Below are 25,249 nucleotides of genomic sequence, written 5' to 3' on the forward strand. Positions count from 1 at the left end.
AATTCTATGCTCGCGGCCGTAGCCGCCGTACTTCCCGCCTCTGATGCCTGGGTCGGGCCCGTCGCAACACAGGAAGCCACAGGCCCCGCAGCCTTTGCATCGTTGCTGTTCGTTGTTCCGTTGGCGGTGGCTGCCTTCCTACTGCTCGGGGGCAATCGCACCAACAAGTGGGGCCATTGGGTTGCGGTTGCTGCCTCGTGGTTCTCCTTCGCTCTGGGTGTAGCAATCCTCATTCAGATGATGGGTCTTCCCGCGTCAGACCGTCGCTTCACACAGACGCTCTTCACGTGGATTCCAGCGGGAGACTTCCAGGTTGACTTCGGTCTGCTGGTTGACCCACTGTCAATGACTTTTGTCATGCTGGTGACCCTGGTTGGTTCCCTGATTCTGGTCTACTCGGTGGGATACATGGAGCATGATCCCGCACGACGCCGCTTCTTCGCATACCTGGTGCTCTTCATCGCTTCCATGTTGGTGCTGGTCCTGGCCAACAACTACACGGCCATGTTCCTCGGTTGGGAAGGTGTAGGTCTTTCCTCATACCTGCTAATCGGGTTCTGGAACCAGGTGCCATCCAACGCCTCTGCGGCCAACAAAGCATTCATCATGAACCGTATCGGTGACGTGGGCTTCTTGATCGCTATGATGGCGATGGTTGCGGCGTTCAACTCAACGACATTTGATGATGTCAACGCTGGTGTCGCTGGTGCGAGCCAGGGCACGGCAACGGTAATCGGCATCTTCCTGCTGGTCGCCGCCTGTGCGAAGTCCGCCCAGTTCCCCCTTCAGGCTTGGCTTGGAGACGCGATGGCGGGCCCCACCCCGGTTTCCGCCCTCATCCACGCTGCAACCATGGTGACTGCCGGTGTCTACCTCATCGTTCGTTCGGGCACCATCTTCATCTACGCTCCAATCGCGATGGCGTGCGTTGCGGTGGTCGGCCTGATAACACTGATCCTTGGGGCCCTGATCGGTTCGTTCAAGGACGACATTAAGAAGGCCCTGGCTGCATCCACAATGTCCCAGTTGGGCTACATGATGCTGGGCGCTGGACTCGGTCCGATTGGCTGGGCCTTCGCAATCTTCCACCTGCTAACCCACGGCTTCTTCAAGTCGCTCCTGTTCCTTGGTGCAGGTTCCGTCATGCACGGCATGAACGACCAGGTCAACATGCGTCGCTTCGGTGGCTTGCGCAAGTTCATGGTGGTTACCTGGATAACGTTCATGATGGGTTGGCTGGCAATCCTTGGCGTCCCACCATTCTCAGGATACTGGTCAAAGGACCACATCATCGAAGCCGCATTCTCCACGTCGACCTTCGCCGGTGCGGATGCACCGTGGGCCGCGTGGGTATTTGGATCCGTGGCCGTCCTCGGCGCAGCAATGACCGCCTTCTACATGTCACGAATGTTCTTCATGACGTTCTCCGGCAAGGCCCGGTGGACATCTGATGTCGATGGCGGTGCAGTGCACCCGCACGAATCGAAGCCGATAATGACTGTTCCAATGATCATCTTGGCGGTATTCGCAGTCGGCCTCGGCGGGGTCCTCTCCATCAATGATGTCTTCACTACCTGGCTGACTCCGGCCATTGGTCCGGTAGATCACGCTGAGCCCGTGCTGAGTGCTATCTGGATCCAGATCATCACACTGGTACTCGTGTTGATCGCTGCGGCCTTCGCCTGGGTCAAGTTTGGTAAAGAAGCAGTACCGAAGGCCGCGCCTTACGGCAACGCATTCAGTCGCGCGGCGCGCAATGACTTCTACCAGGACGAGATCAATGAGGTTATTGCAGTGGCACCCACCACTGCCGCCGTCGAAGGCGTCACCGCAGTTGATCGGTACGGCATTGATGGGGGCATCAATGGGCTGGGACGACTCAGTGTTTGGACCGGTAAAGTCATCGCTTGGACCGAGACCGGGTACCTGCGTTCCTACGCCGGTTACATGCTTGGTGGCGTCGTTGTAATAGTTGCGATCGTCCTAGGATTCAGGCTCTAGGGCCGGAGGAGAATCGTGGAAAGTTTGAATCTCATTCCCGCTGCTACGCAGATGTTTGCATCGGCGGTTGCCACACCCTCGACAGGGCCCTGGCTAACACTGCTGGTGGTCTTGCCGGCGCTCGTTGCCCTGGTGATCTGGTTGGTCCCCGCCGCTCGCGCCAAAGGTCGCGTCATCGCTCTGGGTGCTTCAGTGCTTGAACTGATCGCCTTCGTGGTTATCGCGTTCACATTCGATTGGGCAGCTTCCTCAACGACTCAACTCCTTGAGTCATACGAATGGATCCCACCCCTGGGAATCACCTGGTCTCTGGGAGTTAACGCCCTCGGACTTGTGATGCTGCTCCTGACGGGACTCCTGGTGCCGCTGGTCCTAATTGCTGCTAAGAACGAGGACGACGACGAGGTACGTGGTGGAGGCTATGCGGCCCTGATCATGGCCCTGTATGCATTCATTGTCATCATCTTTGCCTCTTACGACCTCGTCCTCTTCTACATCGCTTTTGAAGCCATGCTGATCCCTGTGTTCTTCATGATTTCGCGCTACGGAACCGGTGAGAACCGCCGTCGAGCTGCCATGAAGTTCCTGCTCTACTCGCTAGCGGGTGGCCTGGTCATGCTGGGTGGAATCGTTGTGATTGGCGCCCTCGGGATGGGCGGAACCAGCACTCTGTTCCGCTACGACTTCCTGCAGCAGACCCTGCCGACTCTCTCGGTGGGATGGCAGATGGCAATCTTCCTTCCCCTCTTCATTGCATTTGCAATCAAGGCCCCAATGGTGCCGGTTCACACCTGGCTGCCCGACACGGCTGCGGAAGCACGACCTGGGACATCCACTCTGCTGGTGGGTATCCTCGACAAAATCGGCACCTACGGCATGATCATCATGGCGGTGTCCTTCCTTCCGGGTGCAACCGCAATGGTGCGCCCCACAATCCTTGTCCTTGCAGTGATTTCCATTATTTGGGGCGGGCTTGCGGCGAATGGCCAGAAGGATCTCATGAGGCTGGTGTCGTTCACCTCGGTGTCCCACTTCGGCTTCATCGTCCTCGGCATCTTCATTGGCTCAGACCTGGCACTGACCGGTGCAATGTTCTACATGGTTGCTCACGGCCTGTCGATCGCCGCACTATTCCTGATTTCAGGGTTCCTGGTGCAGCGTGGGGGCAGTGCACAGATCTCTTCCTACGGCGGTCTCCAACGTGTGACACCGGTGCTGGCTGGAACCTGGCTTTTTGCGGGGCTCGCCTCGATTGCACTGCCTGGTCTGTCCGGGTTCGTCCCCGAGTACATGGTGCTCATGGGGACCTACAAGGTCTCGGTACCGTTGGCACTCTTTGCCGTCACCGGCGTTATCTTGGCAGCCATGTACATCCTCTTGCCGTATCAGAAGATGTTCACGGGTCCAATCAATCCTCAGCGCGCAGGGCTGGCCGACTTGGACGGGCGCGAGAAGTTGGTAGTCTCGCCGCTGATCGTTGGAATGGTCGTCCTAGGCATCTGGTCTGCACCACTCGTTGGGTCGCTACAGCAGATTTCAGAGAACTTGGAACCCAACATTACGTTTGTGTCTGAGACGGCACCCGAGGTGACGGGTAGCCCCGCCCTGGGGATCATCTCGCCCTCTTCCACCGCTGACCTCAATGAAGGGAATGCACAGTGAACTTGCTGATCCCAATGGAGCCTACTTTCACTGCGCCCCAGATCGATTGGGTGCCGCTTGTGCCGGTCATTATCGTTCTGGGTGGCGCGGTTATCGGGGTCCTCATCGAGGCCTTTGCGTCGGTCAAGCACCGCAGAGTCATCAACATTGTCTGGTCACTGTTGGTTGTGGCAGCCGCGTTTGTTACGTCAGTTGCGGAGTGGCTGCGCGCTAGCACCGACCCGATAGTGGTTGGGGAGTACGTAGACGATACGTGGACCGTTGCAATGCAGGTCATCATCACGCTGATTGGTTTCTTGGCGCTGCTGGTGCTGGCTGATCGCTCAGAACTTCGTGATGGGGCCTTCGCGGCCCAACCTTCAGATCGACCCGGTTCTGGTGAAGAGGCGCTGAGCCTCGCTAAGCATTACCAGCGCAGCGAGTTCTTCCCCCTGGTGCTTTTCAGCATCGGTGGCATGATGCTGTTCCCGGCAACGGACTCGCTGCTGACTATGTTCGTAGCGTTGGAAGTCATGTCGCTACCGCTTTACATCCTGGTGGCATCTGCCCGTAGGCGTCGCGACCTGTCGCAGGAAGCCGCGATCAAGTACTTCATCCTGGGTTCGTTTGCATCTGCGTTCTTCCTCATGGGTTCGGCTCTTCTGTACGGATTCTCCGGTGGCTCACTCCGTCTTGGAGCCATTGCCGCAGCCGTGCCGACGGTCGCAGGAATGGACATGATCCTCCTTATTGGTGTGTTCATGGTGATGGTTGGCCTCCTTTTCAAAGTTGCTGCCTTCCCCTTCCACGAGTGGACTCCGGACGTCTACACCGGTGCGCCCACTCCCGTCACCGGCTTCATGGCTGCAGGCGTCAAGGTGGCTGCCTTCGGCGCACTCGTGCGTTTCTATTTCTCGGTTGCGGGTCACCTCAAGTGGGACTTCGCGCTGGTCTTCGCAGTGCTCGCGGCGGCAACCGTTATCTTCGGTACCTTTGGCGGCCTAGTACAGAAGAACATCAAGCGTCTTCTTGCCTACTCGTCGGTAGCCCACGCGGGTTTCGTCCTCATCGGCGTACTCGCATTGGTCCAAGGTTCCGCGGGTGCAGTTGCTTTCTACCTCCTGACATACGGCATCGCCACGGTGGGGGCCTTCGGCATCGTCGGTCTGGTACGCGTCAAGTCTGCTGATGGTGCAATCGGTGGTGAAGCTAATCTGGTTTCCCAATGGGCGGGCCTCGGTAAGAGGTCACCCTTCCTCGCCTTCTCGATGCTGATCTTCCTGCTGTCCTTTGCGGGTATTCCGCTTACCTCTGGTTTCATTGGAAAATTTGTTGTTTTCTCCGCTGGTATACAAGGCGGCCTCGGATGGCTTGTTGGCATCAGCCTTGCGGCCTCCGTGGTTACGGCCGCGGTTTACTTCCGCGTCGTACAGGTGATGTTCTTCCGTGAGCCCGCCGAGGGCGTGACCGTGGTGCGTTCCGCAGGTCTTGCAGAGGTAGCCATTGGGGTTACCGCGGTTCTTACCGTGCTGTTGGGAATCTTCCCTGCCCCTGTGCTTGATCTACTCAACCAAATTACGATCCTGATTCCATGATCGCCTCGCTTGATTCTGCTTCGGATGGGGAGTTGGAACTTGCAGTTCAGGAGGGCCTTGACGAGGTCGAGGTTCTCCTGAGCCAATCCGTTTCGACCGAACGGGATCTTGTCGAAGACCTGACCCGGCACCTTGCTGTTGCAGGCGGTAAACGGTTGCGTCCGATGCTGACACTTGTGTGTAGTCACCTTGGTGCTCCGCACAGAGCGCAGTCAGAGTCTGTGCTCAAGGCAGCAACCGGAGTTGAACTCACCCATTTGGCCTCGCTCTACCACGACGACGTCATGGACTCTGCCCCCTCGCGTCGGGGGGTTGACTCCGCACAAATGATTTGGGGAAACAACCGGGCGATCCTCGCTGGCGACCTGCTCTTTGCGCGTGCTTCATCAATAATGGCGGCCCTCGGTGAGGAAACCATTCTCTATAACGTACACACGTTTGAGAGGCTGTGCCTTGGCCAACTGAACGAGTCCTTTGGGCCGCCCGAAGGGGTCGACCCGGTCGAGTTCTACCTGCAGGTGCTCGCGGACAAGACAGGCTCACTAGTGTCAGCTGCTGCGTATTTCGGCGCGCTCCACGCGGGGGCGGGACCGGAGATCTCACGGAGTGTTCGAGACTTTGGTGAGTATGTGGGAGTCGCGTTCCAGCTGGCCGATGACGTCCTCGACATCGTTTCCCCATCCGAGGTGACCGGGAAGACCCCGGGAACCGACCTTCGCGAGGGCGTGGACACCATGCCGGTGCTACTCCTGAGGCAAGATCTTGCCAGTGGCGTCCTCGACGAGGACGGGAAGGTCATACTCGAACTACTTGATGGCAACTTACAGTCTGATGAGGAACTGAGCCGGGTCGTTACCCTACTGGGACAGCACGACGTCATTGAGAGAACCCGTGGTCTTGCAAAGGAATGGACGAAGCGCGCGCTTGACGCCCTCGACCCGCTACCTGAGTCAGAGGCAAAAGAGGCGTTGGTCGCGTTCGCGGTGCTCATGGTGGATCGGGCTGCCTGAAGCCAGCTAGGATTGGGGCCAGTTTCGTTAGCCTGAGTAAGAGAAGAAAATCCGTGTCCGGTAGTTTGAAAGTGGCCGTTATCGGCGCGGGTCCCGCTGGGATCTACGCATCCGATATTCTCGCCAAGTCTGATCTAGATGTCTCCATCGACCTGTTTGAGCGCCTTCCCGCTCCCTACGGTCTTGTTCGGTACGGGGTCGCCCCCGATCACCCGCGCATCAAACAAATCATTGTTGCACTTTTCCGTATTCTTCAGCGCGGCGATATTCGTCTCTTCGCAAATGTCGAGGTCGGAAGGGATATCTCCGTAGAGGAGCTGCGTCAGCGCTACGACGCCATCATCATTGCCACGGGTGCCGACCGTGACGCCAAGCTAGATATCGAGGGCGTGGACCTCCCACAGTCTTACGGTGCGGCCGACTTTGTCTCCTGGTACGACGGTCACCCCGACTATCCGCGCACCTGGCCCCTAGAAGCACGTCAAGTGGCGGTCATCGGCGTTGGAAATGTTGCTTTGGACGTGGCGCGAGTCCTCACCAAGCATCTTCCCGAGATGATCACCACGGATGTTCCTTCAAACGTGGCAGCTCAGTTGGCTGCAAACCCCGTTGAGGAAGTTCATGTCTTCGGGCGGCGTGGTCCCGCGCAGGTCAAGTTCACTCCGCTTGAATTGCGTGAGCTGGGGCATGTCTCGGACGTCGACATCATCGTGTCTGAAGAAGACTTTGATTTTGATGAGGGCTCACAGCGGACCCTGAAGTCATCAAACCAGCAACGCCAGGTAGTAAAGACACTCACCTCCTATGCTTCTCGGGATCCGGAAGACCACAAGGCGTCGAGGCGGATCTACCTGCACATGTTTGAGGCGCCGGAAGAAATCTTGGCTGACGAGGCCGGAAATGTCCGGGCACTTGTCACACAGCGCACGGAACTTACCGGGGATGGAAGTGTTGAGGGGACCGGGGCCCTGACGGAATGGCCCGTTCAAGCCGTATATCGGGCGGTGGGCTATTTCTCTTCGCCGATTCCAGGAGTGCCCTTCGATAGTCTCAGAGGTGTCGTCCCTAACATTGCGGGCCGCGTTGTGGAGGCAACCGGAGACGGCGCTGCGGTGGACGGCCTCTACGCAACGGGTTGGATTAAGCGTGGACCGGTTGGCCTCATTGGATCAACTAAGTCAGATGCACAAGAGACCATCGCAAACCTGGTGGCCGACGCTGAAGCGGGTGTCTTGCGCGCACCAACTGCCGGCCCTGTTGAAGATCTGCTAGAGGCCCGCGGTGTGTCATTCACTGACTGGCAGGGGTGGGAGCTGCTTGATGCCTACGAGCAGCAGCTGGGATCGCAGTGGGGTCCTCTCCCCAGCGGTGGTACGAGAGAACGCGTCAAGGTGATTTCCAGAAAGAAGATGATGGAGATCGCTGCCGGGGAAGATGTTGAGTCCCTCGGTCTTGCTTCGGGTGAAGACTGGGCGGCTGACCCGTTTGTGGGTGAGCCGGGTGAGCTCGGCAGCCCGACGGCGCCGCAGCGGTTTGAAGACTTCACGGGGCCAAACTCATAGGGAGAGCTAGGCTATAGGCCATGAACCGTCGCCTATCGAACACAACGAAGACCGTTGGTCTGTTTGCCCTGATGTGGGCGATCCTGCTGGCCCTCGGTGCTGCAATTTCAGCCGGGACCAACGATTCTTTGTGGCTGTGGATCTTCGCCGGGATGGGAGTGATCTCAACATTCGTCACCTACTGGAACTCGGCGACTCTTGCGCTCAAGCAGATGAACGCCTATCCCGTCACTCGGGAGGCCGCGCCGGGACTTTACGCGATTGTTGAAGACCTGACATCCAGGGCCGGAATGCCGATGCCATCCATTTGGATTGCTCCGACGCAGAACCCGAACGCATTTGCGACGGGACGCAATCCGCAGAATGCCGCAGTCTGCTGTACGGAAGGCATACTGCAGGTTCTTGACGAAAGGGAGCTACGGGGCGTCCTCGGACATGAGCTCATGCACGTGTATAACCGCGACATCCTCACGTCCTCGGTCGCTGCTGCGATGGCGGGACTGATCACGAGTCTCGCACAGTGGGCACTTCTTTTTGGTGGCCGCGACCGCGACCGGGGGGCAGGTTTTCCAGCAATCATTGCCGCACTGGCTGCGCCGATGATTGCGTCGATCGTCCAGTTGGGTATTTCGCGATCCAGGGAGTATGACGCGGACGAGGACGGGGCGCTACTAACGAACGATCCGGTCGGACTGGCCATGGCTTTGAATAAAATCGACAACCTGGGCCGCCAGGCTCCGATGGAGAGAACTCCGGACCGTGAGAGCGCCTCTGCCATGATGATTGCCAATCCTTTCCGTGGCAAGGACATGACGAAGCTGTTCTCGACGCACCCTCCTATGGAGGATCGGATTGCCCGGCTCCATGCAATGCAAGAAGAGATGAACCAACAGTAAGGAAATGCCAGTGGCTGACTCATCATTTGACGTTGTTTCAAAGATAGATGCGCAAGAGGTTGACAACGCGGTCAACCAGGCGGTCAAGGAGGTGTCCACCCGCTATGACTTCCGTGGAGTGGACGCATCCCTGAAGCAGGTCGGGGAGACGATCGTTGTGGAGGCGAACTCTGCAGAGAGGGCCATGGCTGTCATTGATGTCTTGCAGTCGAAGCTTGTTCGCCGTGGTGTGTCGCTGAAAGTGCTTGACTTGACGGATCGTGAGCCGCAGATAGCCGGGAAGATCTACCGGTTGGTTGTCCCTTTGAAGGAGGGGATTGATCAACCCACCGCGAAGAAGATAACGAAGCTGATCCGTGATGAGGGGCCAAAGGGAGTACGAGCTCAGATCCAGGGTGATGAGGTTCGGGTTTCTTCTAAGTCTCGCAATGACCTGCAGGACGTGATTGCACTGCTCAAAGGGGCGGATCTGGATGTTGCCCTGCAGTTTGTGAACTATCGCTAGTCATGCGTTAGTAATGCTCCTAGAGGGGCTCGGATGAGGTGCGAGAGATCACGCACTACCTCCGGGATGGAGTGGAAGATTGGGCCCAAAAGCTGGTAATCTTTCACGGCACCCACTTGAGGGTGCAAGGCGGATTGCCCGAGTGGCCAAAGGGAGCTGACTGTAAATCAGCCGCGGAATGCTTCGGGGGTTCAAATCCCTCATCCGCCACAGTAGGAAAGCCCGGAACCTAACGGAACCGGGCTTTTCCGTTGCCCGGCCCGGGGTTTTGGTGGGGATGCGGCCATTATTGGTGTCTAAACTCGGGGATGCGGCCATTATTGGGGGATAGCGGCCATTATTGGTGTCTAAACTCCGGGGTTTGGGCGTGTCGTTAGGGTTGCCACTTGCCTGCCCATCCTTTTCTGGCCCAGAGTCCGTCTTCGGTGGTGATGCCGGTGTCGTACTGTTTGGGGCCGCCCCCGAGCGTAACGGTGCGCGCTTGGCGCAACGGTGCGCGTTTGGCTTGAATAACGGCGTAATGATGCGCGAAATCGCGCCAAACGCGCACCGTTATCCAAGACTGCGCCAAACTCGCACCGTTATCCAAGACTGCGCCAAACGCGCACAATTATTCTGGGGATGTCGGCCAGAACGTGGTGTCTTAGACGGTGTGGACGCGGGCATTGAGGGGGTGTCAAGCGCCTGTTAGTTTTGCGTGGAGAGCGACTTTGAAATTGCGTGTTTTGCGTGCTTGTTTGTTGTTTCCATGTCTCAGCTGAGGTTTGGACGATACGGAGCCGACTACGCCATAGCGAGCCGACTAGGCCTAGTTCGAGTCAATAAAACAGCGTTATTCGACCAGGCTGGCTCGCTAAGGCGTAGCGGGCTCTGCAAGCCCTGGTCGGCTCGCTGGGCCTAGCTGGCTCGCTATGGCGTAGCGGGCTCTGCACAGCCCACTGGCTCTGCAAGCCCTGCTGACTCCGCACGGCCGGAATCTAGTGAGCATCGGCAGGTTATCCCAAGGCCTGCACGGTGGTTTTAGTTTGCCGCGCACGGTGGTTTTAGTTTGCCGCGCACGGTGGTTCCCGTCCGTTTCATTGAAGCTGGGCGATCCAGCCCCCACAGAAGTATGATTCGCGCCATAATGAGACTGCTAGCCGAAGACACCGACGTCTTTGGGAGGACAACTGGAGGGCAACCATCATGGCTGAACTAGCTGCGCAAGCAATTGTGGATGCAGTAGGGGGACCAGAGAACATCGAGAGCCTGACGCACTGTGCCACGCGTCTGCGTTTTCAACTGGTCAACTCAGAACTTGTAGATTCCGCAGCACTAGATAACATTGACGTGGTCATGGGATCGGTTCCCCAAGCCGGGAATCGCTACCAAGTCATAATCGGCGGTGGTGTAGCCACCGTGTTCCAACAGATCAACAATCTTCCAGCTATGGGAACCACCGCTGCCAAGTCGGCTGACGATGTGAAGGCCGAAGCGCGTTCGAAAGGTCCCCGCGGCAAGCACGCGTGGATGGACGGGTTCTTTGAATACTTGGCAGACAGCTTCAGGCCCATCTTGGGCGTGCTGCTGGGAGCCTCGCTAATTATCGCTTTTGCCGCGGTGATGGACGCTTTCGGAGTCCAAGACTTCCGCGCTGAGGTGAAGCCGGCAGGCTGGCAGTTCCTAGACACAATGTGGCGCTCGGTCTTCTACTTCCTACCAATCATGGTGGCCTACAACGCTGCGAAGAAGCTCAACGTCGACCCTTGGCTAGGTGCGGCGATCATGGGCGCGCTGATGACGCCCGAGTTCATCAACCTTTCTTCACGTGATGACATCACCTGTGTTACCAACGAGGCCCTGGGAACTCAGTCTTGCCGTGCGGATATCTTCGGGATTCCGCTTCTGCTGTCAGACTACGGCGGAAATGTGTTCGTCCCATTGATGATGGCGGCACTCCTCGCAGTCGTCTATCACGGCATCAAGAAGGTTGTTCCTGAGAGCCTTCAGTTAGTGTTCCTCCCCTTCCTTTCAATGATCATCATGATCCCGATCACAGGGTTCATCTTGGGCCCGCTCGGTGTGTGGCTCGGTGGGATCCTGGGTACGGGACTCGCGTGGTTGAACACAACTGCACCACTTCTGTTTGCGGTGCTTATCCCAATGCTCTACCCATTCCTGGTGCCTCTTGGCCTGCACTGGCCACTGAACGCCCTCATGCTGATGAACATAGACACGTTGGGATACGACTTCATCCAGGGCCCCATGGGCGCTTGGAACTTCGCTTGCTTTGGGGCAACCGCCGGGGTTCTATTCATCGCTGCGCGTGAGCGTGACGCTCAGATGAGACAAACTTCAACAGGCGCCCTGATTGCCGGACTCTTTGGTGGGATCTCAGAGCCTTCTCTCTACGGCATTCACCTGCGGTTCGCGCGGATCTATCCGCGCATGCTTGTCGGCTGTTTCCTAGGCGGTCTCACGATTGGTGTGGGGTCGATGTTGCTCGGAACTGCGGGGGTCACAGCCAGTGCATTCGCGTTCACTTCGCTTCTCACCATCCCGCTCTTCTCCCCGATGTCCCTGTACGTCATCGCGATTGCCGTTGCCTTCTGCACCGCAATGGCATTGGTTGTCATTACCGACTACCGCACGCCGGAACAGAAGGCCGAAGCCTTGGCGCGCATTGCTAAGCAGAAGGCCGAGGGCGGTCCGCATGTGGACATCCTTGAGGAGGAAGAGGCCCAGGACGGATTCGAAACACCAGCCCAGCAGGCGGGTATCACTGCTGCGGACGCAGAACCGTTCCTCGAAGCCGGAGCTGTTGCAACCGCAGTCAAGGAGCGGCCGAGGACGCAGGCTCCCGGGATGGTACCGGGTACCGTGACAGTCCTGTCTAGCCCATTGCAGGGAAAGGTTGTCCCGTTGAAGGATGTTCCGGATCCAGGATTTGCCTCGGGAGCGGTTGGTGCGGGTGTGGCCATCGATCCCAGCGAGGGTCGGCTGGTTGCTCCCGGAGACGCCAAGGTGATCATGACTTTCCCAACTGGCCACGCAGTGGGTTTGAAGATGGACAGCGGTGTTGAACTATTGGTTCATATCGGCATAGATACAGTCAATATGGAAGGGTCCGGTTTCAAGGTCTTGGTGTCGAAGGGTGACATCGTCAGTGAAGGGGATCCTTTGGTTGAGTTTGATATCGCTGCAATCAAAGCTGCGGGGTATTCACCAATAACACCCGTCTTGGTGACCAACCATAAGAAGTTTGGTTCGATTGATGCGCGAGCAGATGGCGATGCGACATTCGGCTCACCGCTTCTGAAGGTCGCGGCAAAGGGCAACCAATAGCACTCAAGCGATTAGGTGTTGTGACGTCGTTGCAGCCTTTGGGTTGGGGTCAGTTTTCAGAGAAGAGAGTCGACCCCAACCCGAGCTCGTGATCTCGAACATAGCGGCCGCTCGCGGTTTGCAAGGGATGGTGTGCCTGAAGTAATCTGTCCTCTGTTGCCCCGATAGCTCAGTCGGCAGAGCGTCTCCATGGTAAGGAGAAGGTCAAGGGTTCAATTCCCTTTCGGGGCTCTGACTGTCCCTAGCGCAAGCAAGGAACAGTTGTGGCGAGGTAGCTCAGCTGGTTAGAGCGTACGACTCATAATCGTAAGGTCCGGGGTTCGAGTCCCCGCCTCGCTACAATGGTGAGTTATGGGTCACGGTAGTTGGCGTGATGCCTAATCCGTTCGTAGAATCGCTTGTGCTTATTTATATCCCGCAAGGCACCTTGCGGAAACGTTAAGGAAATATCGTGGCCAGCAAGTCCTCAGATGTTCGCCCCAAGATCACTCTCGCATGCTCGGAGTGCAAGGAGCGTAACTACATCACCAAGAAGAACCGTCGCAACACCCCGGACCGTCTAGAACTGAACAAGTTCTGCCCGCGTTGCAACAAGTCAACGGCGCACCGCGAAACCCGCTAAGCGCTTCGATCTATCTCAGACGCCCCTCCGGTAAGGTTGGGGCGTTTGATTTTTCAACCGCTGTTGCCCGCAGCGGCCAGGCATGGACCGCGGGGTGAAGGACACACTGTCCTAGTAAACTTCACACAAGCCGAGCGGTCCCACGCTCGATACATGGTTTCAAGGAGCAGCGATGGAAGGCCAAGCCGCCCCCCTGTCTCAGCTAACAACGCTGAGGATCGGGGGAGTGCCGAGAACCCTGATCGATGCAGACACAGAGAGTGACTTCATCGATGTGGTGGCAGACCACGATCATGCTGTCGGGATCCTCAAGGAGCGACGCGCGATCCCAAGCGTCTTGGAGGGCGGTAAGCAGTGGTATCGCCTCCCCGAAGAATCAGAGGAGTCCCAAAACCAACTGCTTGTTCTGGGTGGCGGTTCGAATCTGGTGGTTTCAGACGCCCCTTACCTTGGAACTGTCATCCGTGACTCGCGAAGGGACTTTGCGGTTCACGATCGTAGCGAGCGAAGTGGCATCACAGTTGAGGCAACCTCTGGAACGACGTGGGATGATCTTGTCGCCTATGCGATAGGGCAGCACTGGTCGGGTCTTGAAGCCCTCTCCGGGATCCCCGGAACTGTCGGTGCCGCACCCGTGCAGAACATTGGGGCGTACGGCAGGGAGATTGGTGAGAACCTGGCCTACGTGCGTGCTTATGACAGGCTCACGGGCCGGGTCCAGTTACTTTCCCGCGCAAGCCTTGACTTGGCGTACCGTAGTTCAATTTTGAAGAAGTCGCTATCGAACCGCAAGGCTGGTGGTGGCCGAACCTGGCAGCACACGGGGCGATGGGTTGTTCTCAGCGTCGCTCTCCAGTTGCTCGAGGACGACAGGTCAGCACCCATCCGCTATACGGAGCTAGCAAACGCGCTGAGAGTCGAGGTCGGATCCAGGGCCTCTACGGTCGACGTGAGGGCCGCTGTTCTGGAACTGCGCTCCTCCAAAGGAATGGTTCTGGACCCTGAAGATCATGACACGTGGTCTGCTGGCTCTTTCTTCACCAATCCGATCCTCACGGAGCGTGAGGCAGATGAGAAGCTGCCCTTCAAGGCGCCACGTTTTCCCGTTGAAGTGGGATCGAACGCTCCTCTTACGGGCGTGGATGAATCTCACGCGACAGTTGAGGGGAAGATCAAGACTTCTGCTGCGTGGCTTATTCAGCAGGCGGGCTTCTCGAAAGGATTCGGCCTCACGGAGAACGCGCAGGCACGACTCTCAACCAAGCACGTCCTCGCCCTCACCAACCGCGGAGATGCCACCAGTGAGGATGTGGTTGAACTTGCGAGAGCGGTGCGTGACGGTGTGGAGTCGCATTTCGGAATTCGCCTCGAGCCAGAACCCGTTCAAGTGGGAATCTCAATCTGATCGCCCAGAGACGGGGTTGACTCCAGTAAGCTGACAGTTGCTAACCAGTGTCGGTCAGAGGAGTGAAAATGGCGAAAATCAAGGTAATCGGTCCCGTTGTTGATCTAGATGGCGATGAGATGACAAGGATCATTTGGCAGTTCATCAAGGACCGTTTGATTTTCCCCTACCTGGACATCGATCTGCGGTACTACGACCTGTCGATCCAGAACCGCGATGCAACCGATGACCAGGTGACAGTTGATGCTGCGGAAGCAATCAAGAAGTACGGTGTCGGCATTAAGTGCGCCACCATCACACCTGACGAAGCCCGTGTTGAAGAGTTTGACCTCAAGAAGATGTGGCGTTCCCCGAACGGGACTATCCGCAATATTCTGGGTGGCGTCATCTTCCGGGAACCGATCATCATCAACAATGTTCCGCGTTTGGTCCCAACGTGGACGAAGCCGATCGTTGTTGGGCGTCATGCATTTGGTGATCAGTACCGTGCCACGGACTTCAAAGCCCCCACGGGTGGGACGGTGACTCTAACGTTCACTCCTAACGACGACTCAGAACCAATGGAGTTCGAGGTCGTTGAGATCCCGGAGTCCGGGGGAGTGGTGATGGGAATGTACAACTTTAACGACTCGATTCGCGACTTTGCGCGCGCCTCGTTCGCATATGGGTTGCAGCGCGGTTTCCCCGTCTACATGTCGACAAAGAACACTATTCTCAAGGCATACGACGGGCAGTTCAAAGACATCTTCCAAGAGGTGTTTGATGCCGAATACAAAGACCAGTATGAGGCCGCCGGCCTCACGTACGAGCACCGCCTAATCGACGACATGGTTGCGTCTGCCCTGAAGTGGGAGGGGGGCTATGTCTGGGCCTGCAAGAACTACGATGGCGATGTCCAGTCTGACATTGTCGCGCAGGGCTTCGGTTCCCTGGGCTTGATGACCTCGGTACTGATGACACCGGATGGCAAGACTGTTGAGGCCGAGGCCGCTCACGGCACGGTGACCCGCCACTATCGCCAGCACCAGGTTGGGAACCCGACCTCGACCAACCCCATTGCATCCATCTTTGCTTGGACCCGCGGGCTTGCCCACCGTGCGAAGCTGGATGAGACGCCCGAGGTCGCGGACTTCGCGAACACGTTGGAGGACGTGGTCATCAAGACTGTTGAGTCCGGCAAAATGACCAAGGATCTCTCCCTCCTGATCGGGCCGGAGCAGCCTTGGCTGACAACGGAAGAGTTCCTTGGCGCTATTGATGAGAATCTGCGTGAGCGACTCTCTTAGGACGACTGCCTGAAAGCAAAGCCTCTCTCGGGAAGGGAAGCCAGAAATGTCCATCCGCAACTTCGTTGAACCATCAGACGTTGAACTCATTAGTGGGATCAACGAGAGGACCGGGGAGCCGTACAGACTCGGGGTGCTTACTTCCGGTGGGGACGCACCGGGAATGAATGCCGCGGTTCGAGCTGTTGTGCGCACGGCCCTGGCCGCAGGTGCTCAACCCTTCGCGGTATTGGAGGGGTGGGATGGTGCCGTCCGGGGTGGGCAGTTCATCAAGGAGATGGATTGGTCTTCTGTATCCTCCATCCTCGGTAAGGGCGGCACCACCATCGGGACGGCGCGAAGTGCCGAGTTTCGTGAGTATGACGGGCGCCACAGGGCAGCCAAGAACCTCATCGATAAGCGCATCGACGGGCTCATCGTCATCGGTGGGGACGGCTCCCTCACCGGAGCTGATCACTTCCGTCGCGAGTGGGGCCAGCACTTGGCCGAACTCGTGGAAGAGGGGCAGATCACCCCTGAGGTCGCTCGGGACTACCCGGAGTTGACGCTGGTCGGCCTGGTCGGGTCAATCGACAACGACCTCGTCGGCAGCGACATGACTATTGGTGCTGACACCGCACTGACCCGCATCATTGCCGCGATGGACATGCTTGCATCCACAGCCGCCTCCCACCAGCGCACATTCGTTGTTGAGGTGATGGGGCGTGCCTGCGGGTACCTGCCTCTTATGGCGGGCGTTGCTGGCGGTGCAGACTATGTTTTCACACCGGAAGAACCCGCTGGAAACGGGTGGCAGCAAGACATGTGCAGGAAGCTGCAGCTGGGAAGGCAGGCTGGCCGCCGTGAATCGATCATCCTTGTGGCAGAAGGTGCTCGGGATATTTATGGTAAATCGCTGACCACAGAGGATGTCAAGACAGCACTAAAAGAGGGGTTGGACGAGGACGCCCGGGTGACGATCCTGGGTCATATTCAGCGTGGTGGCGCCCCCACGGCTTACGACCGTTGGATGTCGACGCTTCTGGGGTACGCCGCGGTGCAGGAGCTGTTTGATCCCGCCGCGTACGGGCGCGGGGTGATCCTCGGTGTACGGAGAAACCGCGTGACCCGACTACCCCTCGAAGAGTCGATTCAGGACACGAAGGCTGTTGCTGGACTCATCGAAGAGGGGGAGTACATCGCTGCTCGGCGTGCTCGCGGCAGAAGCTACTACCAGATGGGGAATGTCTTTTTCACTCTCTCTGCACCACCACAGTTGACCAAGGACAGGAAGAAGACCAAGCGCGTTGCGATTCTGCATGCGGGCGGCCTGGCACCCGGAATGAACACCGCCGTTCGTGCCGCGGTTCGGCTTGGCTTGGATTGTGGTTGGGAAATGCTGGGTATTGAGGGCTCTTGGGACGGCCTCATCAATGAAAGTATCCGCCCTCTGAACTGGGAAGCAGTCGAAGGATGGGCCTTTGATGGGGGTGCCGTCCTCGGGACGCGCCGTCCCGTTCCGAAACCGGAAGAGTACTACGCGTTGGGACGCTCCATCGAACGCAATGACATAGACGCGCTTCTTGTCATCGGCGGGCATTCCGCCTACATGGCAGTCAGCGACCTCAACGCGGCGCGGGGGCACTTCCCAGCCCTGAATATTCCGATCGTCCTCGTCCCCGCATCTATCGACAACAATCTGCCGGGCACGGAGCTAACAATTGGGGCAGATACGGCCATTAACAATGCGGTGTGGGCCCTGGACCGCATGAAGGAATCTGCTGCTGCCTCACGACGCTGCTTTGTTGCAGAGGCCATGGGGCGCAAGTGCGGCTACTTGGCGCTGATGAGCGGTATCGCTTCGGGAGCCGAATACATTTACCTCAATGAAGAAGATTTGGCTCTTGACGACCTATCTCACGACTTGACACTTATGAGGAAGTCTTTCGAGGACGGTCGTCGGGTGTTCATGGTAGTCATGAATGAGGAGACTTCAACGCATTACGATCGCGAGTTTATCTCTCGCGCCATTGAGGCGGCTGGTGAAGGGTTGTTTGATGTCCGTGACTCCGCCCTCGGTCATATTCAGCAAGGTGGGATGCCTTCGGCGTTTGACCGCATTCTCGCTACTCGGCTAACCCATAGGGCCGTGGTCTACCTTGAGCAGGCGTTCCGTGGAGGAAACACGGATGCGGTCTTCATGGGAATGGCCGATGACGGTATCACAGCGCAGCCCGTGACCATGATGTCGGAACTGTTGGATATGGTTCACCGACGACCCAGGGAGCAGTGGTGGTTGCCGCTGCGACTCATGAGTGAAACTGTTTCTTTGGAGAACGCCGAACTGCAGGTGCGACGCATCCAAATCGCTGGTTCAGCGCCCGCTGCACCGGGCGAACAACGGGTCATGAAGGAAGCTATGAGAGAAGGAAAGAAATGACCAAAGACGCCGTACTTGGCTCACCGGTTGATCCCACGACAACGGCTGCCTGGGACACCCTGGAAGAAACTGCTCAAGAGTTCGTGCCTGACATCGGTGGGTGGTTTGCTGCGGACCCGAAGAGGGCGCAGAGGTACACCCTCACTGCCGGTGATTTGCATGTGGACCTTTCGAAGAATCTGATTACGCCCTCCGTCCTCGCCCAACTCATGGCTCTGGCAGAGCAGACGGGCGTGACAGAGCACCGGGACCAGATGTTTGAAGGCGCGCGGATAAATGTAACGGAAGACCGAAGCGTCCTCCACACGGCTTTACGCCGACCTGAGGGGGAGGCCCTGCTGGTCGATGGAGCCGATGTGATGCCGGCGGTGCATGCCGAACTCAAGAAGGTCTACTCGTTTGCAGACCAGGTCCGGGACGGGTCCTGGACGGGAATCACAGGCAAACCTCTGACAACGGTCGTCAACATTGGCATCGGGGGTTCCGACCTCGGCCCCGTCATGGTCTATGAGGCGCTGAGGCCTTTCGCAAAAGAGGGGATGGAAGCACGTTTCATCTCGAATATTGACCCGACCGACGCGGCGGATACGGTTCGCGACCTTGATCCTCAGACGACGTTGGTTGTTGTAACCTCCAAGACCTTCACAACGCTGGAAACCATCACGAATGCGCGTGTTGTCCGCCAGTGGTTCCTCGATAGTCTGACTGAAGAGGGCGTAATTGATGGTCCCGACTCCGCGAAGGCGCAAGAAGCGGTTGCCAAGCACTTTGTCGCCGTGTCGACGGCACTGGATCGCGTTGCCGACTTTGGGATCGACCCTCAGAACGCGTTTGGGTTTTGGGACTGGGTGGGGGGAAGATACTCTGTTTCGTCGGCCGTTGGAACCTCCCTGGCTATCGTCCTCGGCCCGCAGGTTTTCTCTGAGTTCCTTGACGGGCTCCATAAGATGGATGAGCACTTCTTGAGCGCTCCAGCAGAGAAAAATGTGCCGATGTTGATGGGACTACTGAACGTCTGGTACGTGAATTTCCTCAACGCTTCTTCCCACGTGGTGCTGCCCTACTCCCAGTACCTGCATCGCTTCCCGGCCTACTTGCAGCAGATGACCATGGAATCGAATGGTAAGGGGGTGCGGTGGGACGGCTCGCCAGTTTCTTATGACACCGGGGAAGTGTTCTGGGGTGAACCGGGAACGAACGGACAGCACGCCTTCTTCCAACTGCTTCATCAGGGCACCAGGCTGATTCCTGCCGACTTCATCGCGTTTGCAAATCCTGTCTGGCCGCTTGCGGACGGTGATGCGGACATGCACGAACTGCTACTTTCCAACTTCTTTGCACAGACCAAAGCGCTGGCATTTGGTAAGTCTGAGGATGAAGTGCGTGCGGAAGGAACGGCAGAGGAGTTGGTATCAGCGCGCGTGTTTACGGGGAACCGCCCCACGACCTCGATCATGGCGCCAGCATTGACCCCCAGCGTGCTTGGCCAGCTGGTTGCCCTCTATGAGCACCTGACCTTTGTCGAAGGAGCCGTCTGGGGAATTGACTCGTTCGATCAGTGGGGGGTTGAGCTGGGCAAGGTCTTGGCTATGGGACTTCTTCCCGCTATTGAAGGCGACCGTGAAGTCTTGGATGCGCAGGATCCTTCAACCAAGGAGCTCATCGAATACTACTTGGCCAACCGTAAGAAGTGACCGGATGGCTCGGTTCCCACCGGGGTCTAAGGGCCCTGCGGGACCGCGGTTGTCAGACCTATGATTGACCAGAGAAATCAACTTGTTTTTTCACAAACACTGAGGAGTTATTAAATGTTGGAACCCCGCACGATAACCGTCACTGGTGCAGCTGGCAATATTGGCTATGCCCTCTTGTTCCGCATTGCGTCGGGCGCTGTGTTCGGTGATGACACGCCTGTGAAGCTGAACCTTCTGGAGATCCCCCAGGGCGTGCGCGCTGCCGAAGGTACCGCAATGGAACTGCTGGATTCGGCGTTCCCCCTGCTTGATTCAGTGAACGTGTTTGACGATGCCAACAAGGCATTCGAAGCTTCAAACATGGCGTTCTTGGTTGGGGCTCGCCCTCGTACCGCAGGTATGGAGCGCGCAGATCTCCTTGAGGCGAATGCTGGAATCTTCGGCCCGCAGGGCAAAGCAATCAATGACCATGCCGCTGAGGACATTCGTGTCCTAGTTGTTGGCAACCCGGCCAATACAAATGCTGTGATTGCTCAGAATGCAGCGCCGGACGTCCCCGCAGAGCGCTTTACTTCGATGCTGCGCCTTGACCAGAACAGGGCTATTGCTCAGCTCGCCGCTAAGACAGATGCATTTGTTCGTGACATCAAGAATGTGACTGTTTGGGGCAACCACTCCGCAGATCAGTACCCGGATGTTTCCTACGCAACTGTCAACGGCACACCCGCTGACGAGCTGGTGTCGGCAGAGTGGCTGAAGGACTACTTCCGCCCAACAGTTGCCAAGCGTGGTGCGGCCATCATCGAGGCGCGCGGTGCGTCTTCGGCTGCTTCGGCTGCTTCGGCTGCAATTGACCACATGCATGACTGGGTCAATGGCACCAAGGATGGCGAGTTCGTGACGGTTGGACACTACTCTGATGGCACCCACTACGGTGTCCCGAAGGGCCTGTCATTCGGCTTCCCCTGTGTTTCGGTGGATGGCGAATACAAGATCGTTGACGACCTTGAAATCAACGCTGGCACGCGCGGCGGCATTGAAGAGAACATTGCTGCGCTTACTGAGGAGTACGACGCCGTGAAGGCGATGGGCTTCATCAAGTAGTAGCAGATTTGTTGGAGGGGGCCGGACCGGTTGGGTTCGGCCCCCTCCTCATGTGTTGTGACCCGGTTTGGTTCGACCCCCTCCTCATGTGTTGTGACCCGGTTTGGTGGCTCTTCTGTAAGTTGTTTATTGGCTGGTCGCAGAAGAGGCCGTGGGCACCCTTCTTGCCTCGACGACCGTTCACCGTTGCCGCCACTACCCGCCCCAAACCGCGAGATCGAATAGTATCGATACATTACACTGTTATTGGGCCCGGAACTGTCGATACTATTCGATCTCGCGGAGGCGGAGGCGGAGGCCGGTGTGGGTGCCGCGGGTGTGCGTGGGGCGGCCCAGGTGCAAGGCGCCCGCGGGGTTCCCCAGCAATGCGGAGCCGCCTAAGCCATAGGGAGCCCGATAGGCCCAGCGCAGCCAGGGATGACACCGTTATGCGAGCCTAACCGGCTCGCTATGGCGTACCAGCCCCAGCTCCCAACCCAAACCCACAGGCAGTGCGACACGTACAGGATTCTCATGAGTTGAGAGGCGGACGCCGCCAAATGTATACGTGGGGATGAAAAGCGCCCCTGGGGTACGTACCCCAGACGAACATTTCGCCCCCACGTATACATTTCGCGAAAGGCTGGGCGCTTGGCCGGGGCGGGGGTTCGAGGCAGGCGTCCGGGGCCGAGGCTGGGCAGGCGTCCGTGGTCGGGGCCGAGGCTGGGCTGGGCGCTTGGCCGGGCAGGATAGAGAGGTTGGGTAGGGCAGTGGACCGGGTGGGCCGGCGCCCGACCTGTCATCTCCTCACGTGTTCTGACCTGCAGCTTTGCGCCTATGATGTTAGCGGCAACAAATTGCCTTGCGTCGAGTGGGGGCCACCTGCGTACACTCGACCAACGACATTGAGTTTTGGGTGAGGAGCCGTGACAACACCAGCAGATAGCGCTGCACCCGTGGCAAAGCTTCCAACAAGTGAGCGCCAGCGGGCTGTACTTCGTGCCGCCCAACTTTACTTTCTCGATGGCCTTACCCAAGCAGCTGTTGCGGAGAGAATGGGGTGCACTCGTTGGACCGTGGGACGCCTCCTCAAAGAAGGTGAGGACTCCGGAGTTGTCGACATTCGTATTCGTCATGCACAGGCCCGGGTCCGTTCACTCGAGATTGAACTGGAATCACGTTTCGGCCTGGCTGACGTTCAGGTTGTTGGCACCCAGGAGACCACCGGACAAACCCTGGCACTGGTTGCCCAAACTGCTGCTGATTATCTTGCTGACATTCGCCCTCGTCCGACGGCGGTAGCCCTCGCATGGGGTCGAACAACTTCGGCGGTGGCACGCGCCGCAGCACCACGATGGTCCCCAGGTACCCGCGTCGTTCAAGCAAATGCTGCACCCGGAGGGGTTGATGAGCTGCTTGGTTCTGGAGCTACCCGACTCCTGGCCCGCAAAGCCCCCGGCACAGTCTCCCTATTTGACGAGGTTTTGGAGAATTCGTTGCGGGGAGCGAGTAGCGATATCTCACCCGCAGCACGACGCGTTGTGGACGAGGCTGAGAGTGCTGACGTCGTCATCTTCTCACCCGGATCTATTCCTTCATCATCGATTATCGTCAAGTCGGGGTTCCTGTCCCACGTGGAGCTTAAGGAACTGTGGGAGCTTGGCGCGAGGGCGAACGTCCTCGGCAGGTTGGTTGATGCGGAGGCTCAGCCGGTGTCAGACAGGCTTGAGGAGCGCATTCCCGCAATGTCGCTGCGATCACTAGCGCAGGCGCAGTGGTCCATAGCCGTTTGCACGGGTCCAGACAAAGTTACTCCGCTGGCAGCTACGCTGAAAGGCCGTTTAGCAACCGTGCTGATCACTGATTCGCAGACCGCGACGGCCCTCCTCGACTAACTGTCTTCCACTGCAAACCTTGGCGCCGCCCGCACTTGTTTGGGCAGTAGGGTAGGGACGTTCCATTGTTCGGGAGCCACGCAAGTATCGAGGGGAAGTATCGTTTTGTCTTCTAGTCTCTACCAGCCGCTGTCAATCGTAGATCCAGAGATCCATGCCGTCGTCGAGGGCGAACTAGGGCGCCAACGCGGAACCCTTGAGATGATCGCATCAGAGAACTTTGTGCCGTATGCAGTCTTGGAAGCGCAGGGCTCCGTTCTGACGAACAAGTACGCGGAAGGCTACCCAGGACGCCGTTACTATGGCGGTTGCGAATGGGTAGACATTGCCGAAGAACTGGCGATTAGTCGAGCCAAAGAGCTGTTTGGTGCCGATCATGTCAATGTTCAACCCCACGCTGGAGCCCAAGCCAACGCTGCTGCCATTCAGGCTCTTGCAGCACCCGGCGATCGTTTGCTCGGCCTCGAACTGGCACACGGTGGTCACCTCACGCATGGAATGAAGATCAACTTCTCAGGGCGTTTCTACGAGTCGCACTCATACGGCGTTGACCCCATCACCTATCTGATCGACATGGACGTGGTACGTGACCGCGCTCTTGAGGTCCGTCCTAGCGTCCTTATTGCCGGATGGTCTGCCTATCCGAGGCAGCTGGACTTTGAAGCGTTCCGCTCAATTGCGGACGAGGTCGGGGCAGCACTAATGGTGGATATGGCACATTTTGCCGGCCTAGTCGCTGCGGGGCTGCATCCAAACCCCCTGCCGTACGCCGACCTCGTCACCACCACTGTGCATAAGACACTGGGAGGACCTCGGTCAGGAATGATCCTCACTTCACGGGGTGAGCAGTGGGGGCGGAAGATCGACTCGGCTGTGTTCCCGGGACAGCAGGGTGGTCCGCTGATGCAGGCTGTTGCGGCGAAGGCCGTCGCAATGAAGATCGCGGCCTCGGAGGAGTTCCGTGAGAGGCAGACCCGTACCCTTGCGGGCGCCAAGATCCTTGCTGACCGCCTGCTACAAGATGATGTGACTGCGGAGGGGATCTCGGTTCTCACAGGCGGCACGGATGTTCACCTGGTGCTGGTTGACCTGCAGGCCAGTCCCCTGAGTGGTGCGGATGGGGAAGATTTGCTTCACCGCGTCGGCGTGACGATTAACCGCAATGCTGTTCCGTTCGATCCTCGCCCGCCCAGGGTCACATCGGGCTTGCGGATCGGCACCCCCGCCTTGGCTACCCGCGGATTCCAAGTGGGAGACTTTGTGGAGGTTTCCGACATCGTTGCCACCGCGCTTCGTCAGGGTGCTCGCGGAGAGGTCGACGAGGCCGGACTGCGTGACCGAGTTGCAGCTCTCGCTTCAACGCACCCGCTCTATGAAGACATCGCTGATCTCAAGGTCATGGCATGAGGTTTCCTTGGCTGACAGGTTCCGCAGGCGAAGGGGGAGATGTTGCCTTACCGCTTGACGGGTCGTCGCTCGCTGCAAGGAAGAAGCAACAGCTCCGAGATCGAGTGGCGATCCTCAAGTCCAAGGGCGTGACGCCCGGGCTGGGGACGATCCTGGTTGGGGAAGACCCGGCCTCGCACATCTATGTTGGCGCGAAGCACCGCGACTGTGAAGAGGTGGGGATCCGCTCTATCGACGTCCGCCTCCCGGCAGATGCAACGCAGGCAGATGTGGAGGCTGCGGTTCGCAGACTGAACGCAGATCCATCCTGTACCGCCTTCATCGTGCAGCTCCCTTTGCCGGATCACATTGACGAGTCGGCGATCTTGCACCTCATGGACCCCGCGAAGGATGCGGATGGCCTCCACCCGTACAACCTGGGTCTCCTGGTTGAAGATATTGCGGGGACTTCACAGGCCCCTCAACCATGTACGCCCAGAGGCGTTGTGGAACTCCTCCGTGACAATGGAGTGGAACTGCGCGGGGCGCGAGTCTGCGTTGTTGGGCGTGGTCTGACGACGGGTCGCCCTCTAGGTTTGATGCTGGGACAGCGTAGCGTTGGTGCCACTGCGGTTCTTTGCCACACCGGAACCCGTGACCTCCGGGCTGAGATGCGAGCAGCTGATGTCATTATCGCCGCGGCAGGGGTTCCCGACCTGGTCACTGCCGAGGACGTGAAGCCAGGTGCTGCAGTTGTTGACGTGGGGGTATCAAGGCGGGACGGGAAGATTGCCGGGGATGTGGCAGACGGTGTTCAGTTCGTTGCGGGCTGGCTGTCACCCAATCCGGGTGGAGTCGGACCGATGACGCGCGTCATGCTTCTTGAGAATGTGGTCCACCAGGCGGAGCTGCAAGCATAGAGCAG

At 58.2% G+C, this 25,249-nt stretch carries 17 protein-coding genes and 3 tRNA genes; all 20 read left to right on the forward strand.

Features of this window, described 5'->3' with window-relative positions; translation table 11 throughout:
• Window positions 1–6 precede the first annotated feature (6 nt).
• The 20 genes from nuoL to H2O65_RS01675 all read left to right on the forward strand — a co-directional run bounded on the left by nuoL (window position 7) and on the right by H2O65_RS01675 (window position 25,244).
• Window positions 7–2,001: an NADH-quinone oxidoreductase subunit L gene (gene nuoL, locus H2O65_RS01580; RefSeq protein WP_259349597.1), complete on the forward strand. Its 1,995-nt coding sequence runs from the start codon at window positions 7–9 to the stop codon at window positions 1,999–2,001.
• Between the two features lie 51 nt (window positions 2,002–2,052).
• Window positions 2,053–3,663 carry a NuoM family protein gene (locus H2O65_RS01585; RefSeq protein ID WP_182142603.1) on the forward strand — a complete coding sequence of 537 codons (1,611 nt, stop codon included), beginning with the start codon at window positions 2,053–2,055 and terminating at the stop codon, window positions 3,661–3,663.
• A gap of 14 nt (window positions 3,664–3,677) precedes the next feature.
• Complete coding sequence (nuoN, locus tag H2O65_RS01590) at window positions 3,678–5,237, forward strand: NADH-quinone oxidoreductase subunit NuoN (protein ID WP_182142604.1); 1,560 nt, start codon at window positions 3,678–3,680, stop codon at window positions 5,235–5,237.
• Window positions 5,234–6,247, forward strand: a complete 1,014-nt coding sequence (locus tag H2O65_RS01595) for a polyprenyl synthetase family protein (protein WP_182141879.1) — start codon at window positions 5,234–5,236, stop codon at window positions 6,245–6,247. The genes nuoN and H2O65_RS01595 overlap by 4 nt, the downstream gene beginning before the upstream one ends.
• A 53-nt stretch (window positions 6,248–6,300) precedes the next feature.
• On the forward strand, window positions 6,301–7,809 hold the full coding sequence (locus H2O65_RS01600; RefSeq protein WP_182141880.1) for an FAD-dependent oxidoreductase: 1,509 nt from the start codon (window positions 6,301–6,303) through the stop codon (window positions 7,807–7,809).
• A 20-nt stretch (window positions 7,810–7,829) separates the two neighbouring features.
• The gene (locus tag H2O65_RS01605) at window positions 7,830–8,705 is read left to right on the forward strand and encodes a M48 family metalloprotease (protein ID WP_259349554.1); all 876 of its coding nucleotides are present in this window, start codon (window positions 7,830–7,832) and stop codon (window positions 8,703–8,705) included.
• Window positions 8,706–8,715: 10 nt separating this feature from the next.
• Window positions 8,716–9,210, forward strand: coding sequence for a YajQ family cyclic di-GMP-binding protein (locus H2O65_RS01610; RefSeq protein ID WP_182141881.1), 495 nt, complete (start codon window positions 8,716–8,718; stop codon window positions 9,208–9,210).
• 128 nt (window positions 9,211–9,338) lie between these two features.
• Window positions 9,339–9,420, forward strand: a tRNA-Tyr gene (locus H2O65_RS01615).
• A 975-nt stretch (window positions 9,421–10,395) separates the two neighbouring features.
• A complete protein-coding gene (locus tag H2O65_RS01620) occupies window positions 10,396–12,534 on the forward strand; it encodes a glucose PTS transporter subunit IIA (protein ID WP_182141882.1) in 2,139 nt (712 codons plus the stop codon).
• Between the two features lie 158 nt (window positions 12,535–12,692).
• Window positions 12,693–12,765: transfer RNA gene (locus H2O65_RS01625), tRNA-Thr, on the forward strand.
• A 34-nt stretch (window positions 12,766–12,799) separates the two neighbouring features.
• Window positions 12,800–12,873 (forward strand) — tRNA-Met (locus tag H2O65_RS01630).
• Window positions 12,874–12,985: 112 nt separating this feature from the next.
• On the forward strand, window positions 12,986–13,156 hold the full coding sequence (rpmG, locus tag H2O65_RS01635; protein ID WP_182141883.1) for a 50S ribosomal protein L33: 171 nt from the start codon (window positions 12,986–12,988) through the stop codon (window positions 13,154–13,156).
• Window positions 13,157–13,328: 172 nt separating this feature from the next.
• Complete coding sequence (locus H2O65_RS01640) at window positions 13,329–14,561, forward strand: UDP-N-acetylmuramate dehydrogenase (RefSeq protein WP_182141884.1); 1,233 nt, start codon at window positions 13,329–13,331, stop codon at window positions 14,559–14,561.
• Window positions 14,562–14,629: 68 nt separating this feature from the next.
• Window positions 14,630–15,847 carry an NADP-dependent isocitrate dehydrogenase gene (locus H2O65_RS01645; protein ID WP_182141885.1) on the forward strand — a complete coding sequence of 406 codons (1,218 nt, stop codon included), beginning with the start codon at window positions 14,630–14,632 and terminating at the stop codon, window positions 15,845–15,847.
• Window positions 15,848–15,893: 46 nt separating this feature from the next.
• A complete protein-coding gene (locus tag H2O65_RS01650; RefSeq protein ID WP_182141886.1) occupies window positions 15,894–18,266 on the forward strand; it encodes a 6-phosphofructokinase in 2,373 nt (790 codons plus the stop codon).
• A complete protein-coding gene (gene pgi, locus H2O65_RS01655) occupies window positions 18,263–19,960 on the forward strand; it encodes a glucose-6-phosphate isomerase (protein ID WP_182141887.1) in 1,698 nt (565 codons plus the stop codon). The genes H2O65_RS01650 and pgi overlap by 4 nt, the downstream gene beginning before the upstream one ends.
• Window positions 19,961–20,074: 114 nt before the next feature.
• The gene (locus H2O65_RS01660) at window positions 20,075–21,064 is read left to right on the forward strand and encodes a malate dehydrogenase (protein WP_182141888.1); all 990 of its coding nucleotides are present in this window, start codon (window positions 20,075–20,077) and stop codon (window positions 21,062–21,064) included.
• Between the two features lie 905 nt (window positions 21,065–21,969).
• On the forward strand, window positions 21,970–22,938 hold the full coding sequence (locus H2O65_RS01665; RefSeq protein ID WP_182141889.1) for a sugar-binding transcriptional regulator: 969 nt from the start codon (window positions 21,970–21,972) through the stop codon (window positions 22,936–22,938).
• A gap of 105 nt (window positions 22,939–23,043) precedes the next feature.
• Window positions 23,044–24,345 carry a serine hydroxymethyltransferase gene (gene glyA, locus H2O65_RS01670; RefSeq protein ID WP_182141890.1) on the forward strand — a complete coding sequence of 434 codons (1,302 nt, stop codon included), beginning with the start codon at window positions 23,044–23,046 and terminating at the stop codon, window positions 24,343–24,345.
• Window positions 24,342–25,244 carry a bifunctional methylenetetrahydrofolate dehydrogenase/methenyltetrahydrofolate cyclohydrolase gene (locus tag H2O65_RS01675; RefSeq protein WP_182141891.1) on the forward strand — a complete coding sequence of 301 codons (903 nt, stop codon included), beginning with the start codon at window positions 24,342–24,344 and terminating at the stop codon, window positions 25,242–25,244. Before glyA ends, H2O65_RS01675 begins: the two co-directional genes overlap by 4 nt.
• The last annotated feature ends 5 nt before the right edge of the window (window positions 25,245–25,249 follow it).

It is taken from the genome of Schaalia sp. JY-X169, assembly GCF_014069575.1.
In the GTDB taxonomy this organism is placed as follows: Bacteria; Actinomycetota; Actinomycetes; order Actinomycetales; family Actinomycetaceae; genus Scrofimicrobium.

Coding starts and splice junctions, on each gene's coding strand:
- H2O65_RS01675 (WP_182141891.1), top strand. CDS start 24,342: ATGAGGTTTCCTTGGCTGACAGGTTCCGCAGGCGAAGGGGGAGATGTT.
- H2O65_RS01585 (WP_182142603.1), top strand. CDS start 2,053: ATGTTTGCATCGGCGGTTGCCACACCCTCGACAGGGCCCTGGCTAACA.
- H2O65_RS01640 (WP_182141884.1), top strand. CDS start 13,329: ATGGAAGGCCAAGCCGCCCCCCTGTCTCAGCTAACAACGCTGAGGATC.
- H2O65_RS01660 (WP_182141888.1), top strand. CDS start 20,075: ATGTTGGAACCCCGCACGATAACCGTCACTGGTGCAGCTGGCAATATT.
- pgi (WP_182141887.1), top strand. CDS start 18,263: ATGACCAAAGACGCCGTACTTGGCTCACCGGTTGATCCCACGACAACG.
- nuoN (WP_182142604.1), top strand. CDS start 3,678: ATGGAGCCTACTTTCACTGCGCCCCAGATCGATTGGGTGCCGCTTGTG.
- H2O65_RS01605 (WP_259349554.1), top strand. CDS start 7,830: ATGAACCGTCGCCTATCGAACACAACGAAGACCGTTGGTCTGTTTGCC.
- H2O65_RS01650 (WP_182141886.1), top strand. CDS start 15,894: ATGTCCATCCGCAACTTCGTTGAACCATCAGACGTTGAACTCATTAGT.
- nuoL (WP_259349597.1), top strand. CDS start 7: ATGCTCGCGGCCGTAGCCGCCGTACTTCCCGCCTCTGATGCCTGGGTC.
- H2O65_RS01620 (WP_182141882.1), top strand. CDS start 10,396: ATGGCTGAACTAGCTGCGCAAGCAATTGTGGATGCAGTAGGGGGACCA.
- H2O65_RS01645 (WP_182141885.1), top strand. CDS start 14,630: ATGGCGAAAATCAAGGTAATCGGTCCCGTTGTTGATCTAGATGGCGAT.
- H2O65_RS01595 (WP_182141879.1), top strand. CDS start 5,234: ATGATCGCCTCGCTTGATTCTGCTTCGGATGGGGAGTTGGAACTTGCA.